Here is a 16,960-nt window from a genome sequence, read left to right on the forward strand (position 1 = left end):
TTTCACCTTTCACATAAATAGTGAGTAAATAGAAGCGTCGTTTCTGATCAAAAAAGTAATAAATGACACGTGAACCACCACGCTTACCTTTACCTTTACCTTTACTTGCAACTCAAAGCTTGCGCAAACCAGCTGTACCTTGAATAACATCACCCTGTTTAGGGTTTGACATTAGTTCAGCTTGAAACAGCCTAAACTCTTCATCACTGAGGTAGTCATCTCGATATTTCTCAAATATTTTTGATTCTACGAATATACACTTCATCATTAAAGTGTACGCAGTTCGCGTATAGTAGGCAAGGAGGAATATAAATGAGTTCTAACAGCGCTTGTTAATTCATTTTTACGAGAAATGTGCTGCACACACGGCATCCATGCCTTTTTTCAAACGAAATCCATTTCGTCCAACTTACTTTTCTTCAACCGCTAAGAAAAGTAAGCAAAAGAAGCCGATCTCCAACCAATTTTTTGATCCATATTTTTTAATTGTCTTCAATGCCAGAACGGCGAAAGGTAACATCCTTGCAAAACACTTCGCTGACTAAGCTCTTCGAAAACTTATAATTCAAAACTGTGTTTAAACCCATCCTTGGTGTCTCACCCAGCTTCACCATCCATGGCTAATCGTTCACCCGATAGGAGCGTTGCTCCTAAAAGCCACGGGCTCACGCTTGTCTAGACATCTGACAAGCCAATTTAAAAGATGGAAAATTGGAGTCGTGACAAAGACAAAGCATGTGCTTTGCACACTAATAATCCGGTGTTTTAAGTGTGTATTTGACATGAATTAACATGGGTGTCTTGTTAATTGTTAATTCACGGATTTGATACGTCATCCCTGCAACCTGACCAGCGTTAGCCTTCGATGATCGGGGTGACTTGAGTTGATAGAAAAAGCAGCGACTAAGTCGCCAAAAGTAACGGCTACACCGCTAAAAAAACAGTTTCGTAAAGCGCCGATTCGAAATGAATTATCATGGGTGTCTCTGTATCTACTTTTGCCTTTTCGTGACTCAAACTTTCCCGCTCAAAGCGGCGACTTGTCTTACCCTTCTTTTAAAAACCGCCAGTGATTGATTCACCGATAATTTAATAAGGAACATTTTTAACATGGGTGTCTTCGTATCTATTTTCACGGATTTGATACGTCATCCCTGCAACCTGACCAGCGTTAGCCTTCGATGCTCGGGGTGACTTGAGTCGGTAGAAAAGGCAGCGACTAAGTCGCAAAAAGTAACGGCTACACCGCTAAAAAAAGCAGTTTCGTATAGCACCGATTCGAAATGAATTATCATGGGTGTCTTCGTATCTATCCTCAGCTTCACCATCCATGGCGAATCGTTCACCCGATAGGAGCGTTGCTTCTAAAAGCCACGGGCTCACCCTTGTCTAGACATCTGACAAGCCAATTAAAAAGATGGAAAATTGGAGTCGTGAAAAAGACAAAGCATGTGCTTTGCACACTAATAATCCGGTGTTTTAAGTGTGTATTTGACATGAATTAACATGGGTGTCTTGTTAATTCTTTATCTTGTTAATTCTTAATTCAGCGATAAGACTTTCCATTCTCCAAATTCTCCTTGAAAACTAACGTCGCCAACACAGGCCAAGCGACAGCGAGGTCCAGTGCAATGCGGTTTTATGCATTGCACGATTGTGGTTGGCTTTATTACACATGCTTCTTTGCACGTCAGCCACCCCATTTAGATATGAATTCAGAATGAGCCTTTTCCATACACTCTGTTGCCCATTCTAAACACAAACCAGTGTATCCAATTTCAGATTTAGACTCTACGCCAGAACCACGACCGCTCTCTGCCATACGATAAAACCCCATTGGATATGAATGAGCATGGTTTGATAAAAAACGATACCTGAATCTGAATTCTGCAACGCTTCCACCAGCGGACTCGATTAACTCATCCTGGCTTTTAAAAAATGCATTATTTCCCTTTAGGTAATGGCTTCTCTGCTTTTCAGAAAGCTCTTTAAAAAACTCTGTCTTTTCAAGATCAGACCGAACCGTAGGCGTATACTCTTCGAACTCCTTAACTTGATCATCAGAATCTTGCATTACTTTGAACATTTTCAGCCTAGACATATGATCATGTAAATTTAGAAGCCTCCATCGCGCCTGCCATTCCTTCTCTTCACACTCTTCAATACATATGTAATAGAAGACTAAATAGGCTTCAACGATAGCCCTAGTAAGAGTTGCAGCAGAAGCACAATCCCAGTGAGCATTTTTCCCTATCTTTTTAGCCGGTGGACATATAGACAGAAGTGATACAGCACTTGTACAAAGCTTCGTAAAAATGAGAGAAGAATAATAGTGTGACGAGGTTGGTGAAGGAACACCGGCCTTTTCCGACGAAGTACTTTTGCACTTATCCAAAGTAGCGACAAATCTAGTGTATATTTTTTGGTAGTCGCTCATGCGTACCTTATGTGTAGCGCCCCAGCGAGCTTGCGAGCAATTTAATGCGTTTGTTAAGCATCATCCTCTCCATTAGCCTCACAATGGGTTATTTCAGCCTGAAGTTTCTCTACTAATTCATCGTCAATATCGTGACCGTGATTATCTATAAGCGATTTGTAAAATGCAAAAACATCATCATCACAGAAAATCCAGTTTATCTGGCTATTTGAAAGACCTACCTGAGCAAGCTCATTTGATTGAGACTTATTGAATTCTGCATATTTTTGAAGCTTAGAAATTGCAGAGTGAGTTGAGGCAAAGTTACTGCTATTAACCAGCTCTTTTATAGCTAGCTCTTTTTCAAGTTCCGCAGCCAATTTGATATCCGGATAATGCTCTTTGAAGAACTGAGAAAGCCTTCTGTAGAATTTTACATCTGACTTGTTGCTAGAAGCCCATTCATCAATAAGGAAGTCTTTAAGAGCATTTTCATCTAATACCGAATAATAATCCTTATCGTCAGCGACTAGATGTAAGTCTTCGCCCATCGGAATATGAAGCAGAAGGCTTTCCCAATTTATAGCATCACCTAAAGAACCATCCTTACCAGGAGGGTTACCGACGTCCATTCTAAGCTTTGCCTTCATAATAAGTTCAGCGTTGGGATTTATCAGTGACGCCTTTTCAAACAATTCAGATATTTTCTCATCAGCCTTTAAGCTTTTTTCCGCTATATCATCAGTAACTTTTTTAATAAGAGAAGATAGCTTCCTTTCATACTGCTTCTGATGTTCTCGTATTTCTTCGTACTCAGGGTAATCTTTACAAATTTGTGGAAACTGAGGTTTCTTTTGCTGTTCTTTTAGCTTTTTTAAAGCGTCAGCTATCTTATTTTCCCTATTACGTTGAAACTCATCTTTCACTTGATGCGGGAGCCATAGCTTTATGTCTCCTTTATCAAGTAAAACAACTAACTTATGTATCTCCTCTAAGTCATCATTTGAAAGGTGATAAAATGAAAGAAATACGTTAGTGTCAATGAATAGATTCAAGTGGTACTCCTACCTTTCCATGGTGCTTAACAATATTAATAGCCGGAAAAGTTCCGTATTTAATACGCGGATGCAATCACGGCATTTTTCCGCCTTTCCCTATCTTTCCCTATATGTCGTTTTTAGCATACACCGTAACTTGTTGTACAGGTTAAATTTTTTTCGTTTTTTAAACACGCTTTTGTAGAAACACGGAAAACGTCCAAGATCTCGCTGTTTACCGGAAATAGCGAGAAACCTGTACAAAAAAGCAGTCTTAAGTAGTGCTCTTTATCACTAATTCTTATGGTTCAGCGCAGCGTAATTTTAGTGCGCGAAGCGTATGCTTTGGCTTTTTCACGACTCCAATTTTCCATATTTTTCTTCGGCTTGTCAGGTGTCCAGACATGGACGTCTGGACAAGGCGAAGTGCTTTACAGGGATGTTTCCTTTCGCCGCTCTGACATTGAAGGCGAATAAAAATATGGATCAAAAAATTGGTTGGAGATCGGCTTCTTTTGCTTACTTTTCTTAGCTGTTGAAGAAAAGTTAGTTGAACGAAATGGATTTCGTTTGAAAAATGGCATGGATGACGTGTGCGCAGCACATAAGTGAGCGCAGCTCATAGGCAGCGAAGCTGTGCTCCGTGAGCGAAGCTCATAAGGTAAGCACAGCGCATAAACAACCGCCAGATTGAAAAAAGAGCGCATTGTCGACAATCCCCGCATTTCCCTCTTGAAAAAACCAATTACTCTGCTATATTGTCGACAACATTAAATCGCTGACGCACTTTATCTAAGTCGCTGACGCACTTTATTTTCAGTAAAAACTGTCGTCTTCATCGGGCGCCATCACTCAAGAGAACACGCTAAATTCATGCAAAACCTAACCGAACAACCTATTACTGCTGCTGATAAAACCTTTTTCCAGTTGCGTAAAGACATCGTTGAAGGTGTGGTGCTGGCGGGTTCAAAGCTTAGTGAAACGGAGTTGTCGACAAAGTACGGCGTGAGCCGCGCCGTTATCCGAGAAGCGATAAACCGCTTAGAGGCGTGTCATATTGTCGAGCGCAAAGCCAATGTGGGGGCGCGGGTAGTGTCTTTGTCTCCCGAAGGGCTGGTGGACTTGTATCAAGTACGTGAGTCCCTTGAAGGCATGGCCGCGCGTTTAGCGGCACAAAATATGACCAATGACGAAATCGCCGACTTAAATGCTTTACTTAATGTGCACTCCCAAGACGTAAAAAATCACGGCTCTTATTATCAAGAGGCAGGGGACGTGGACTTTCACTACCGAATCATTTTAGGCAGTAAAAACAACCACCTTATCACCATGCTAGTCAACGGTATTTATCATTTGGTGCGCATGTATCGCGTGCAGTTGGGCATGTCTGGCCCTCGCGTAAGCACAGCGTTTGATGAGCATAAACATATTGTACAAGCGATCTCGAATCGGGACGGCGAGTTAGCAGAGATGCTGATGCGCCGCCATATTTTATATTCGAAAAATAATATTCAGCGCAAATTAGCGCCACAGCCGGTCTAGCTGTGGCGTCATTTTGTTGTCATCAAATAACCCTTTAATTGTTGCATTGGGGTGAATGTTCACCTCATCACATCACATAATAACTACTCTAAGGAGCAAGTCATATGAGCCCAGGTCAAAAATTCCGCCAAGCCTTAGCCGATAATAAACCGCTGCAAATCGTTGGGGCGATCAACGCGTATTCCGCCATGATGGCCAAGAAAATTGGCCACAAAGCCATTTACTTATCAGGTGGCGGTGTGGCGAATGCTTCTTACGGGTTACCGGATCTAGGCATGACGTCACTAAACGACGTGATTGTCGACGTGCAGCGTATTACCTCGGCCTGTGACTTACCGCTGTTAGTGGATATCGACACGGGGTGGGGCGGTGCATTTAATATTGCCAAAACCATTCGCGATATGGAAAAGGCGGGTGCTGCTGCGGTACATATGGAAGACCAAGTGGCCCAAAAGCGCTGTGGTCATCGCCCGAACAAGGAAATTGTACCATTAGAGGAAATGGTTGACCGGATCAAAGCGGCGGTTGATGCGCGCACCGACCCTGACTTTTTCATCATGGCCCGCACTGACTCGTTCGCGCAAGAAGGTTTAGACGCCGCCATTGCCCGCGCTAAAGCATATGTTGCTGCCGGTGCCGACGGTATATTCGCAGAAGCGATTAAAACAGAAGAGCACTACCGCGCCTTCGCCGAGGCCTTAGATGTGCCGATTTTGGCGAATATTACTGAGTTTGGCCAAACCGAATTATGGAACAAAAAAGTGCTAGGTGAATGGGGCGCAGCGATGGTGCTTTACCCATTAAGTGCATTTCGCGCCATGAACAAAGCGGCCGAAAACGTGTACAACGCGATTTTAGAGCAGGGGGATCAAACCTCTGTGGTCGATACCATGCAAACACGCATGGAGCTTTACGATTACCTGAATTATCACGATTACGAACAAAAGCTCGACAGTCTTTTTGCCCAAGGCAAAAACAAGTAAGCGCATAAATAGCGTCGCGTAAACCGAAGTTTCACGGCGCAAAAAAATCAAAGTGATTAACGTTTTAACGAGCACGTCAAATAAACGTTAACGAATACATATTTAGGAGCAAATCATGGTTGACAAAAAATTAAGTGGTGCGGGTTTACGTGGTCAAAGTGCAGGTGAAACGGCGTTATGTACAGTGGGTAAGTCCGGTTCTGGTTTAACGTACTCAGGTTATGACGTTTCGGATTTAGCGGACAACGCGACGTTTGAAGAGGTAGCCTATTTACTGTTTAACGGTGAACTGCCTAATCAAGCCCAACTCGATGAATACAAAGCATCTTTGCTGACCCAGCGTGATTTACCCCAAGCACTTAAAGAGGTGCTGAAACTTATTCCAAAAGACGCGCACCCAATGGATGTAATGCGCACAGGGTGCTCATTTCTAGGCAACATTGAGCCAGAAACTGATTTTTCCCAGCAACATAAAGCGGCGAATCGTTTGTTGGCGGCGTTTCCTGCCATCATGTGTTACTGGTATCGCTTCACCCATGATGGCGTTGAGATTGATTGCACCACAGATGAAGACTCGTTAGGCGGACATTTCTTGGCGTTACTTCACGGTAAAACACCATCAGAGCAGCACCGTAAAGTGATGGATGTATCGCTTATTTTGTACGCAGAACATGAATTTAATGCTTCTACCTTTACTGCGCGTGTGTGTGCGTCGACGCTGTCTGACATGTTCTCTTGTGTGACCGGTGCGATTGGTTCGTTGCGCGGTCCATTACATGGAGGGGCGAACGAAGCCGCCATGGACATGATCCAAAAGTTCAGCTCCCCTGCGGATGCCAAAGTTCAAATGGCTGGCATGCTTGAGCGTAAAGAAAAAATCATGGGCTTTGGCCATGCGATTTACCGCGAGTCTGACCCGCGTAACGTGATCATCAAACGATGGTCAGAAAAACTGGCGCAAGAAAATGGCGATACATCCTTGTATGACATTTCAGTGGCCTGTGAAGAGTTCATGTGGGACAGCAAAAAACTGTTCTGTAATGCGGATTTCTTCCATGCGTCTGCGTATCACTTTATGGGTATTCCGACTAAATTGTTCACGCCTATTTTTGTGTGTTCACGCCTAACTGGTTGGGCTGCACACGTGATGGAGCAGCGCAGCAACAATCGTATTATTCGCCCAAGCGCGGATTACGTTGGGCCAGAGCCGCGTAAAGTGTCACCTATTAGTCAGCGCTAAGCGGGCGAGCAGGGCGAATGTGTATGCATTCGCTTGTGCCTCATCGCTTACATTTTTTCGCCAGTATTTGCATTTCTCATTATCAAACAGGTTATGACTGGCGCGTTGTTACTCTCGTATTTAAGGACCGCTATGAATACTGATTACCGTAAACCTCTTCCAGGCACCCAGCTTGACTATTTTGATACTCAAGCAGCCGTGGATGCCATTACCCCTGGCGCTTATGCCAAATTACCTTATACCTCACGGGTGCTCGCTGAAAATTTGGTAAGACGCTGTGCCCCTGAACAACTCACCGACTCGCTTAAGCAGTTGATTGATCGTAAACGTGACTTGGACTTTCCTTGGTTTCCAGCACGCGTGGTGTGCCACGATATTCTTGGGCAAACGGCGCTGGTTGACTTAGCGGGATTGCGCGATGCCATCGCTGAAAAAGGCGGTGACCCGTCAAAAGTGAATCCAGTAGTGCCCACCCAGTTGGTGGTGGATCACTCATTGGCCGTTGAATACGGTGGTTTTGATAAAGACGCGTTTGAGAAAAATCGCGCGGTAGAGGACAGACGCAACGAAGACCGCTTTCATTTTATTCAATGGACCAAAACCTCGTTTAAAAACGTCGATGTTATTCCCTCAGGTAACGGCATTTTGCATCAAATTAACCTTGAGCGTATGTCGCCAGTGGTGCAAAAGCTAAATGGCGTGGCCTTTCCGGATACGTTAGTGGGCACCGACAGCCACACACCCATGGTCGATGCCCTTGGCGTGATGTCGATTGGTGTCGGTGGCCTTGAAGCAGAAAGCGTTATGCTTGGGCGAGCTTCTTATATGCGCCTACCAGATATTATCGGTGTGGAATTGACAGGCCGGCCGCAAGCGGGGATCACCGCCACCGATGTGGTGTTGGCATTGACCGAATTTTTACGTAAAGAAAAAGTGGTGTCGTCGTATCTAGAGTTTTACGGCGAAGGCACTAAGCACCTGACCTTGGGTGACCGCGCAACCATTTCAAACATGACCCCAGAATACGGCGCCACCGCAGCCATGTTCTACATCGACCGTCAAACCATTGATTATTTGACTCTCACCGGCCGTGATGACGAGCAGGTGAAATTGGTTGAAACCTACGCAAAACACACTGGTTTGTGGGCTGATAGCCTTGAAACTGCTGAGTACGAGCGTGTACTGACATTTGATTTATCGACTATTGGGCGCAATATTGCTGGGCCGTCGAATCCTCATAGTCGCGTTCCCACCTCTGAATTGGCCGAACGTGGTATCAGTGGGGTGATAGAAAACGAAGAAGGCAAAATGCCCGATGGCGCTGTTATTATTGCGGCGATAACCAGTTGTACCAACACCAGTAACCCGCGCAACATGGTGGCGGCTGGCTTAATTGCTCGCAATGCCAACAAGCTTGGCTTAACGCGTAAGCCTTGGGTAAAAAGCTCTTTGGCACCTGGCTCAAAAGCGGTGCAGCTGTATTTAGAAGACGCCAAATTATTGCCTGAGCTAGAACAACTCGGGTTTGGCGTGGTGGCATTTGCTTGTACATCATGTAACGGCATGAGCGGTGCGCTTGACCCGGTGATCCAACAGGAAATTACTGATCGCGACCTATACACAACGGCTGTGTTGTCGGGTAACCGTAACTTTGATGGGCGTATTCACCCTTATGCGCAGCAAGCGTTTTTGGCGTCCCCCCCTTTAGTCGTGGCGTATGCTATTGCCGGTACTATTCGTTTTGATATCGAAAGGGATATTTTAGGCCATGATAAAAACGGTAATCCAGTCACGCTAAAAGATATTTGGCCTACCGATCAAGAGATTGATGCGGTCGTCAAAGCTAGCGTTAAACCTGAGCAGTTCCGCAAAGTGTACGAGCCCATGTTTGATTTAAAAGTGGAGTATGGCGCGCACATCAACCCTCAGTACGATTGGCGCCCACAAAGTACTTATATTCGTCGTCCTCCTTATTGGGAAGGGGCCTTAGCCGGCGAGCGTGCCATGAAGGGCTTACGTCCATTGGCGGTGTTGGGCGACAACATCACTACGGATCACTTATCGCCTTCAAACGCTATTCAATTAAACAGCGCGGCAGGTGCCTATTTGCACAAAATGGGGTTGCCCGAAGAAGACTTTAACTCTTACGCGACCCACAGGGGCGACCACTTAACCGCGCAGCGCGCAACGTTTGCAAATCCTAAACTGTTTAATGAAATGGTGCGTGAAGTCGGTGCTGACGGGAAAAGTAAGGTCAAACAAGGCTCGCTAACGCGTTTAGAGCCACAGGGTACAGAAATGCGTATGTGGGAAGCGATTGAAACCTACATGCAGCGCAAGCAGCCACTGATTATTGTGGCGGGTGCGGATTATGGTCAGGGTTCATCCCGTGACTGGGCAGCCAAAGGTGTACGTTTAGCGGGTGTTGAAGTGATTGTTGCCGAAGGTTTTGAGCGTATTCACCGTACTAACTTGATTGGTATGGGCGTATTACCGCTGGAGTTTATGCCGGGAGATAACCGTCACACGTATCAGATAGATGGCAGTGAAACCTATGATGTAGTAGGTGAGCGCAAGCCAGGTGCACAAATGACCCTGAACATTACCCGCAAAAACGGTGAGCAGGTGAGTGTGCCGGTCAAGTGCCGTATTGATACCCAAGAGGAATCGTCCATCTATGAAGCGGGCGGTGTGCTACAACGCTTCGCGCAAGACTTTCTTGAAGCGACAGTAGGGTAAGGAGTAGGCATGGCTACTGAATCTAAAACACATCAGCCACAAATCAAAATCCCTGCGACATATATGCGCGGAGGCACCAGTAAAGGGGTGTTCTTCGCTCTGAATGACTTACCAGAGGTGGCGCAAAAGCCTGGCCCTGCAAGGGACAACCTCTTACTGCGGGTGATTGGCAGCCCTGATCCTTACGCTAAGCAAACCGACGGTATGGGCGGCGCAACGTCGAGTACCAGCAAAACGGTGATCCTGTCGAAAAGCGATCGAGCCTGCCACGATGTGAATTATCTGTTCGGCCAAGTGGCTATCGATAAAGCCTTTGTCGATTGGAGCGGTAACTGCGGTAACTTAACGGCTGCTGTGGGCTCGTTTGCCATCAGCAATGGTTTGGTGAGCGCCAGCCGTATTCCGCAAAACGGCATTGCCGAGGTGCGTATTTGGCAGCAAAATATCCAGAAAACCATCATCGCCCATGTGCCCATCACCGATGGCGAAGTACAAGAAACCGGTGATTTTGAGTTAGACGGTGTGACATTTCCTGCAGCTGAAGTGTTGATAGAATTTATGCACCCAGCGGATGACGGCGATGCGGCTGCCGAAGGCCCAAGTGGCATGTTCCCCACAGGTAATATTGTGGATACCTTGGATTCACCTGAGCTGGCGGCTGTTGGGGTAAACAACCTTAAAGCCACGTTAATCAATGCAGGTATTCCAACGATTTTTGTAAACGCGGAAGACATTGGTTATACAGGCACAGAATTGCAAGAGGTGATAAACGGCGATCCCGCTGCACTGACCAAGTTTGAAACCATTCGCGCTCAAGGTGCTGTGCAAATGGGGTTAATCAAGGATATTAGTGAAGCTGCGTCACGCCAGCATACGCCGAAAGTCGCGTTTGTAGCGCCGCCAACGCCTTATGTGTCATCCAGTGGCAAGGCCATTGAACGTGATGACATCGATGTATTGGTGCGGGCCATGTCGATGGGTAAATTGCATCACGCCATGATGGGCACGGCAGCCGTGGCCATTGGTACAGCTGCAGCCATACCAGGCACACTGGTAAATTTAGCCGCGGGCGGTAACGAGCGCAGCGATGTGCGTTTCGGTCATCCGTCAGGCACCCTAAAAGTCGGCGCGGCTGCCGAGCAAGTGGATGGCCAATGGTCAGTGATAAAAGCGTCCATGAGTCGCAGTGCGCGTGTATTGATGGAAGGCTGGGTGCGTATCCCTAAAGACAGCTTCTAACTCGCTTAACGAGCACAGCTTAAGTCACTTGTCGGGGTTGGCGCCGAATATCGCCAGTATCGGCTAAGCTGACTTAATCGGCGTCATTTAGATAAGCGATTGGAAAGCGACCTTAGCCTTTGCTAAGGTCGCTTTTTTATATCAGTTGCTTTCACAGCGTATCGAAATTCTATTTTTCAATCTAAGTTGAGCTCGTAATTAAGGATAAGCTGCAAGGATGATCGCCCCCCATACTGCCGCGTTTTGGCGCGCCACCCTAGCACTGTGTTTAGGCTCCTTCATGGTGTTTGCTAACTTGTATGTTACCCAGCCATTATTGCCTATGATAGCTGAGCAGTTTGGGGTGTCCGCGCTGCAATCAAGTGTCAGTTTTACTATTACTACCTTTACTCTGGGGATCTCTCTATTATTTTATGGGCCGCTCTCTGATGCCGTTGGGCGCAAAGGGATCATGTTGTTCACCATGGTGGGTATTACGGTTACTACTACTTGCTTGGCATTCGCTGGTGATTATTACAATTTGCTGATTTTACGTGCCGCGCAGGGTTTCTTTTTAGCAGGTTTACCCGCTATCGCGGTGGCCTACATGAGTGATGAATTTAACGCTGATGCTTTGATGATAGCCGTAGGTATCTATATCAGTGGTAATTCACTCGGTGGCATCGGTGGGCGCTTACTCGGGGGATTTTTAGGGGAAAACTTTGGTTTAACGGGCACATTTGAAATAATGGCATTATTAAGTTTGAGCCTGACATTGGTGTTTGCTTGGCTTTTACCGCCCTCAAAACGCTTTACTGCTAAAGCGCTGCGGCCTATACCCATGCTAAATCAGCTGGGAGCACATCTTGCCAACAAACGCTTACTGTTGAGTTACCTGATTGGCGGGCTAAGCTTTTTTGTCTTTGTGAACCAATATAGCTTTGTTACGTTTGTGCTCAAAGACAGCCCGTATGCTTTATCGGCGCAGTATATTGGATTGCTATTTTTAACTTATTTATCTGGCACTTACGCATCGGCTATTTCAGGTAAGTTGGGCAAGCGTTATTCGCAACCTGTATGCATGATGGCGGGTACAGTGATAATTATGCTGGGTTCAGCCGTGACGTTAATTCCGTCTTTGTATGCGATTATTCTAGGGTTACTGATTAATGCCTTTGGTTTCTTTTTAACGCATTCCACTGCAAGCAGTTGGGTAAGCTTAAATGCTAAAACGGGCAAAGCTAGTGCGTCTTCTTTGTATCTGACTTTTTATTATCTTGGTGCCAGTTCTGGAGGCATCTATTTAAACCTATTCTGGCAAGGCGGCCATTGGGGTGGTGTTGTGTTAGGGTCTTGGTTAATGCTGTTGGTTATATTGGCACTCGGTTACAAATTAAGACGTCTACATGGTATTTCATAGTAGACCTCACTATAGTAACGCCATGCACTAACACCATTTATCCTTTTCGTTGATCTGCGCGTTTGGGCACTATAAAGTTCATAGACCGGTTTACTTATTGGAATAGCCACAATTACGAGTCATATACCAGATAACACTGTATTACTTAGCTTGAGCAAACTGAGGCAAATTATTGCATTAGGTACAGTGTTGATGATGAGTTTTATCATTGCGGATTTAAGCGTTATCCCCGAAGCGGTTAAACAGGTCTACCTTGTCTCTCGTTTAGGCATGCAGTTGCCAATATTGTGTATCTTTTTCGCTCTGACTTTCCTACCGAATTACCATCGAATTTATCACTTAGTGCTGTGTATCAGTCTTCTTCTAGTGTGCTATGCCAACTATTGGCTGATTGTACAATGCTGGCAAATAGCAGAGTTTTCATTTTCCTATGAGGGGACTCTGCTTTATGGACTTTTTTGTATGTTTATCATGCGATTATCATTCAAATTTTCAATTATTTTTGTATCGTTTACTATATTCGGATTTGCTCTAATTGTAGGCTCATACCCTGTTTACGCAGGCTTTGGTATGGTGAATCTTGGCTTTGTCTCCCTTGGTTTATTGATCAGCTTGATTGGCGTAAAGCAAATTGAAAGTGCCTTTGGGCGCTTTCAGCATCTTAACGAAAAGCTAGTGCACTTAAATCAAATAGATCAATTAACTGGGCTATATAATCGTGGCGCTTTAGAGCAACAGTTTGATCTGATGCTATCGGTTTCTAATCGTATAGGCACATCTATCAGTGTGTTTATGATTGACCTTGATAATTTTAAAGACTTTAACGATGGCTATGGGCATTTGCGCGGTGACGAGGTGATAAGAATTCAAGCAGAAATATTAAGGCAAGTGTTTAATCGTGAAACAGACACGGTTGCGCGCTATGGCGGTGAAGAGTTTATTGTCATATCACTGGGCATTAACGCACTGGCTTCTGAGGCGCTGGCTGCTGAAGTGCTGCGAGAGTGGGCAAGAAGAAAAATTCAACACGGTAAAGGTCAGGGACAAGACTTTGTAAGCTGTTCCATTGGTCTGATAAGTACGCATGTAGATAAAGACACGCAGAAGACGCAATTAATCGATCGAGCGGATAAAGCACTTTATGTGGCAAAAAATGAGGGCCGAGCGCGCTTCATTAATGCTGACATTGCTGACGGGTCTTCATAGTACTCTCATTTTTGTACGCAATAACGCGGCTCATTACGTGGTTGACTGCAACGTTAAAAGCACTTCGTCACTGCGCAACCGACCAAGTAATACTGCCACTCACTTTGCAATTATTACTGTGTTAGCGCTTAACTCCCCCGGTTTTTACCTTCTAAAAATATCATTCCGTTACAGCCAAACATGTCTACACAATAGAGCGCTTCTAGCATGAGCACGCGAACGTATATAATTTCCAGCGATTGGAATACCCCTTGCTTAGCCTACGTCACATCATTTTAACGTTACGAACAGGTATGCACTTTTAAAGCGACAACCAAAGCACAAGGTGTCAGGTGCAGCCGCAGCCGTAACTCAGCAAGAGGACAATACCATTGCCAAATATTCATAATTCAACGTCATCTCAGCCCAAAACAAATAACGGGCTAAGCAGCGAGAAAAGCAGTGAAAAAAGCAACGAAAAAAGCGCCTTTCCTTCTTTATCTGCGCCAATCAATATGGGCAACATACAGTTTAACAATCGTGTGTTCATGGCCCCGCTAACACGCTCGCGCTCAACCCCAGGGGAAAATTTACAAACGCCTTTGCATGCCTTGTATTACGCACAACGGGCCTCTGCGGGCCTGGTTATCTCTGAAGCCACCCAAATCAGCCCTCAGGGCCAAGGTTATGCGTGGACGCCGGGCATTTTCACTGACGAGCAAGTTCAGCACTGGCAAGTGGTCACAGATGCAGTGCACAACGCGGGGGGGCGTATTTTCTGTCAACTATGGCATGTTGGGGCAATTTCTCATCAAGTGTTCCAGCCACATGATGCGCGGCCATTTTCATCAAGCGAATTTCAACCTGAAGGCGAAGCCTTTGTGGGGGATCTATTGCCTGATGGCCCAACGGTGCCGCACCCTACAGCGCAAGCGATGACGCTTGAGGATATTGACAACCTTAAACGTGACTACCGTCACGCAGCGAAATGCGCCAAGGAAGCTGGGTTCGATGGTATCGAATTACATGCTGCCAACGGCTATTTACTTGATCAATTCATTCGCTCATCGGTGAACAAACGAGACGATCAATATGGTGGCAGTGTCGAAAATCGATTGCGTTTACTCGAAGAAGTCATTGACGTTATCGCACAGGAAATACCGCGCAATAATATTGGCGTGCGCTTATCGCCCACCGGCGGACCAGGTGGCAGTTATGACGACGACCCAGAAGGTACTTACGTTGCCGCGGCTAAGGCAGTATCTGGCAAAGGTGCCGTTTATCTACATGTGGTTCGCCCGAATAACCACACAGGCGATGGCTCAGGCATCGAGCAAGGTAACCAACTGCTTAAAGATATGCGCGCAGCCTTTAGCGGGGTGTTTATCGCGAACGGTGAATTTAGTCCACAAGAGGCTGATACGTGGATTGAAAACAACGACGCTGATGCAGTGGCATTCGGGCGCTCATTTTTAGCTAACCCAGATTTACCCGCTCGCATCGCTAAAGATGGCCCTTACAACGAGCCAAATGACGAGACATTCTACGGCGGTGGCAGTGAAGGCTACGTAGATTATCCTTCATTGAGTCACGTTAAATCAGCTATGTAAGGTCTCACCTTCACATCGTTTTAATGTAAGGCAAGCAACGCAAAGCTTGCACCTAACACTTAACGTGGCGCCTACTTGTGCAAAAGTAGTTAGCGCCTCGGTTTAACAACTGCGAGAAAGCGGGTATTGAATTAACGGTTACTCACAATATTTTTCGCGATAACCAAGAGAGAAATTATGACGACTATTTCAGCATATGCAGCAAAATCAGAAGACGGCCAAATGGCACCCCATGACATTAAACGCCGAGCGCCTGGCGAGCATGATGTACAAATTGATATTCAGTTCTGTGGGGTGTGCCACAGTGATTTGCACGCGGTTAAAAACGACTGGGGCAACTCCAATTACCCTCTAGTGCCTGGCCACGAAATCATCGGTGAAGTCAGCGCTGTGGGCAGCAAAGTAAGCAACTTCAAAGTAGGCGATACCGTGGGTGTGGGTTGCATGGTGGACTCATGTCAAACTTGTGCAGCTTGCGAGGAACACCTTGAGCAGCACTGCTTGAACGGCGCGACCATGACCTATAACAGTAAGTTAAAAGACGCTGCTGATGATGAAGAAGACATCACGCAGGGCGGTTATTCTAAGCGAGTTGTGGTTAACGATAAATTCGTACTAAAAGTGCCCGAGAACTTAGATAAAGCCGCTGCCGCGCCACTACTGTGTGCGGGGATCACCACTTACTCACCGTTGCATCAACATGGTGTGAAAGAAGGCATGACAGTGGGTGTGATTGGTTTGGGTGGCTTGGGCCATATGGGCATTAAGTTCGCTTCTGCCATGGGCGCCCATGTGGTAATGGTAACCACTTCTAAAGATAAAGCCGATGACGCCAAAAAGCTTGGCGCGGATGATGTGTTAGTCACTAAAGACAAAGACGCCATGAAAAAATGGCGAGGTAAATTTGATTTCTTGCTTAACACCATTCCGGTGGGGCATGACGTGAACCCGTATCTATCTTTGCTTAAATACAACAGCACCATGTGTTTTGTCGGTGCCATTGAGCCACTCGATGCAGTTAACGGTGCATTTATGATTGGTGGTCGTAAAGCGCTGGCTGGTTCTCTTATTGGTGGCATCAAAGAGACCCAAGAAATGCTCGATTTTTGCGGTGAGCATAATGTGGTCTCCGAAATCGAAAAAATTGATATGCAGGATATTAATGACGCGTTTGAACGAATGAAAAGTAACGACGTGCGTTATCGCTTCGTCATTGATATGCAGAGTTTATAAGACGGCTTGATAATGAAAATTCAATAATGCGACTATAAGTCGAACATTACCTAGAAACCCAAGCACTGTGCTTGGGTTTTTCATTTACAGCTTTTTTATAGAGGCCTTGTAGCTAAATACGTCCAATAAGGCCCCGGCAGCGCTTACCCAACATTAATTGATGCTTTGAAAAGGTGCATTGCAACTAAAATGGTGCTCACTTTGTTGGGCGCGGCATGGCGACAATGGACGGTGTTGAGAGTTTATTTTACCATTTACATGTAAGTTATTGATATCAATATATATTAAACAACACTTGAGATTAATAGCTAAAAAGTTAGTCCAGCGGCATGTTTCT

The 16,960-nt window shown here is 45.7% G+C and carries 12 protein-coding genes; 9 read left to right on the top strand and 3 right to left on the bottom strand.

Annotated elements, in window-relative coordinates; all coding sequences use genetic code 11:
- Nucleotides 1–112 precede the first annotated feature (112 nt).
- The 3 genes from PATL_RS22885 to PATL_RS07260 all read right to left on the bottom strand — a co-directional run bounded on the left by PATL_RS22885 (nt 113) and on the right by PATL_RS07260 (nt 3,471).
- On the bottom strand, nt 113–268 hold the full coding sequence (locus PATL_RS22885) for a hypothetical protein (RefSeq protein ID WP_232283298.1): 156 nt from the start codon (nt 266–268) through the stop codon (nt 113–115).
- 1,422 nt (nt 269–1,690) lie between these two features.
- On the bottom strand, nt 1,691–2,437 hold the full coding sequence (locus tag PATL_RS07255) for a DUF5677 domain-containing protein (RefSeq protein ID WP_011574255.1): 747 nt from the start codon (nt 2,435–2,437) through the stop codon (nt 1,691–1,693).
- A 53-nt stretch (nt 2,438–2,490) separates the two neighbouring features.
- Nucleotides 2,491–3,471 carry a PIN domain-containing protein gene (locus tag PATL_RS07260; RefSeq protein ID WP_011574256.1) on the bottom strand — a complete coding sequence of 327 codons (981 nt, stop codon included), beginning with the start codon at nt 3,469–3,471 and terminating at the stop codon, nt 2,491–2,493.
- A gap of 855 nt (nt 3,472–4,326) precedes the next feature.
- Here PATL_RS07260 and PATL_RS07265 point away from each other — a divergent pair.
- The 9 genes from PATL_RS07265 to PATL_RS07305 all read left to right on the top strand — a co-directional run bounded on the left by PATL_RS07265 (nt 4,327) and on the right by PATL_RS07305 (nt 16,623).
- Nucleotides 4,327–4,995 (top strand): GntR family transcriptional regulator, encoded by a 669-nt coding sequence (locus tag PATL_RS07265; protein ID WP_011574257.1) that lies wholly within the window; start codon nt 4,327–4,329, stop codon nt 4,993–4,995.
- Nucleotides 4,996–5,099: 104 nt separating this feature from the next.
- Entirely contained in the window at nt 5,100–5,978 is an 879-nt protein-coding gene (prpB, locus tag PATL_RS07270) for a methylisocitrate lyase (protein WP_011574258.1), read from the top strand.
- A 115-nt stretch (nt 5,979–6,093) separates the two neighbouring features.
- Nucleotides 6,094–7,218 (top strand): bifunctional 2-methylcitrate synthase/citrate synthase, encoded by a 1,125-nt coding sequence (gene prpC, locus PATL_RS07275; protein ID WP_011574259.1) that lies wholly within the window; start codon nt 6,094–6,096, stop codon nt 7,216–7,218.
- Between the two features lie 132 nt (nt 7,219–7,350).
- On the top strand, nt 7,351–9,957 hold the full coding sequence (acnD, locus tag PATL_RS07280; RefSeq protein WP_011574260.1) for a Fe/S-dependent 2-methylisocitrate dehydratase AcnD: 2,607 nt from the start codon (nt 7,351–7,353) through the stop codon (nt 9,955–9,957).
- Between the two features lie 9 nt (nt 9,958–9,966).
- On the top strand, nt 9,967–11,196 hold the full coding sequence (prpF, locus tag PATL_RS07285; protein WP_011574261.1) for a 2-methylaconitate cis-trans isomerase PrpF: 1,230 nt from the start codon (nt 9,967–9,969) through the stop codon (nt 11,194–11,196).
- A 217-nt stretch (nt 11,197–11,413) separates the two neighbouring features.
- Nucleotides 11,414–12,595, top strand: coding sequence for an MFS transporter (locus PATL_RS07290; protein ID WP_011574262.1), 1,182 nt, complete (start codon nt 11,414–11,416; stop codon nt 12,593–12,595).
- 192 nt (nt 12,596–12,787) lie between these two features.
- Nucleotides 12,788–13,801 carry a GGDEF domain-containing protein gene (locus PATL_RS07295; protein WP_011574263.1) on the top strand — a complete coding sequence of 338 codons (1,014 nt, stop codon included), beginning with the start codon at nt 12,788–12,790 and terminating at the stop codon, nt 13,799–13,801.
- A gap of 371 nt (nt 13,802–14,172) precedes the next feature.
- Nucleotides 14,173–15,390, top strand: a complete 1,218-nt coding sequence (locus PATL_RS07300; RefSeq protein ID WP_049765861.1) for an alkene reductase — start codon at nt 14,173–14,175, stop codon at nt 15,388–15,390.
- 177 nt (nt 15,391–15,567) lie between these two features.
- Nucleotides 15,568–16,623 (top strand): NAD(P)-dependent alcohol dehydrogenase, encoded by a 1,056-nt coding sequence (locus PATL_RS07305; protein WP_011574265.1) that lies wholly within the window; start codon nt 15,568–15,570, stop codon nt 16,621–16,623.
- Nucleotides 16,624–16,960 lie beyond the last annotated feature (337 nt).

It is taken from the genome of Paraglaciecola sp. T6c, from assembly GCF_000014225.1.
Taxonomy (GTDB): domain Bacteria; phylum Pseudomonadota; class Gammaproteobacteria; order Enterobacterales; family Alteromonadaceae; genus Paraglaciecola; species Paraglaciecola atlantica_A.

Coding starts and splice junctions, on each gene's coding strand:
- PATL_RS22885 (WP_232283298.1), bottom strand. CDS start 268: ATGATGAAGTGTATATTCGTAGAATCAAAAATATTTGAGAAATATCGA.
- PATL_RS07255 (WP_011574255.1), bottom strand. CDS start 2,437: ATGAGCGACTACCAAAAAATATACACTAGATTTGTCGCTACTTTGGAT.
- PATL_RS07265 (WP_011574257.1), top strand. CDS start 4,327: ATGCAAAACCTAACCGAACAACCTATTACTGCTGCTGATAAAACCTTT.
- prpB (WP_011574258.1), top strand. CDS start 5,100: ATGAGCCCAGGTCAAAAATTCCGCCAAGCCTTAGCCGATAATAAACCG.
- prpC (WP_011574259.1), top strand. CDS start 6,094: ATGGTTGACAAAAAATTAAGTGGTGCGGGTTTACGTGGTCAAAGTGCA.
- acnD (WP_011574260.1), top strand. CDS start 7,351: ATGAATACTGATTACCGTAAACCTCTTCCAGGCACCCAGCTTGACTAT.
- prpF (WP_011574261.1), top strand. CDS start 9,967: ATGGCTACTGAATCTAAAACACATCAGCCACAAATCAAAATCCCTGCG.
- PATL_RS07290 (WP_011574262.1), top strand. CDS start 11,414: ATGATCGCCCCCCATACTGCCGCGTTTTGGCGCGCCACCCTAGCACTG.
- PATL_RS07295 (WP_011574263.1), top strand. CDS start 12,788: ATGATGAGTTTTATCATTGCGGATTTAAGCGTTATCCCCGAAGCGGTT.
- PATL_RS07305 (WP_011574265.1), top strand. CDS start 15,568: ATGACGACTATTTCAGCATATGCAGCAAAATCAGAAGACGGCCAAATG.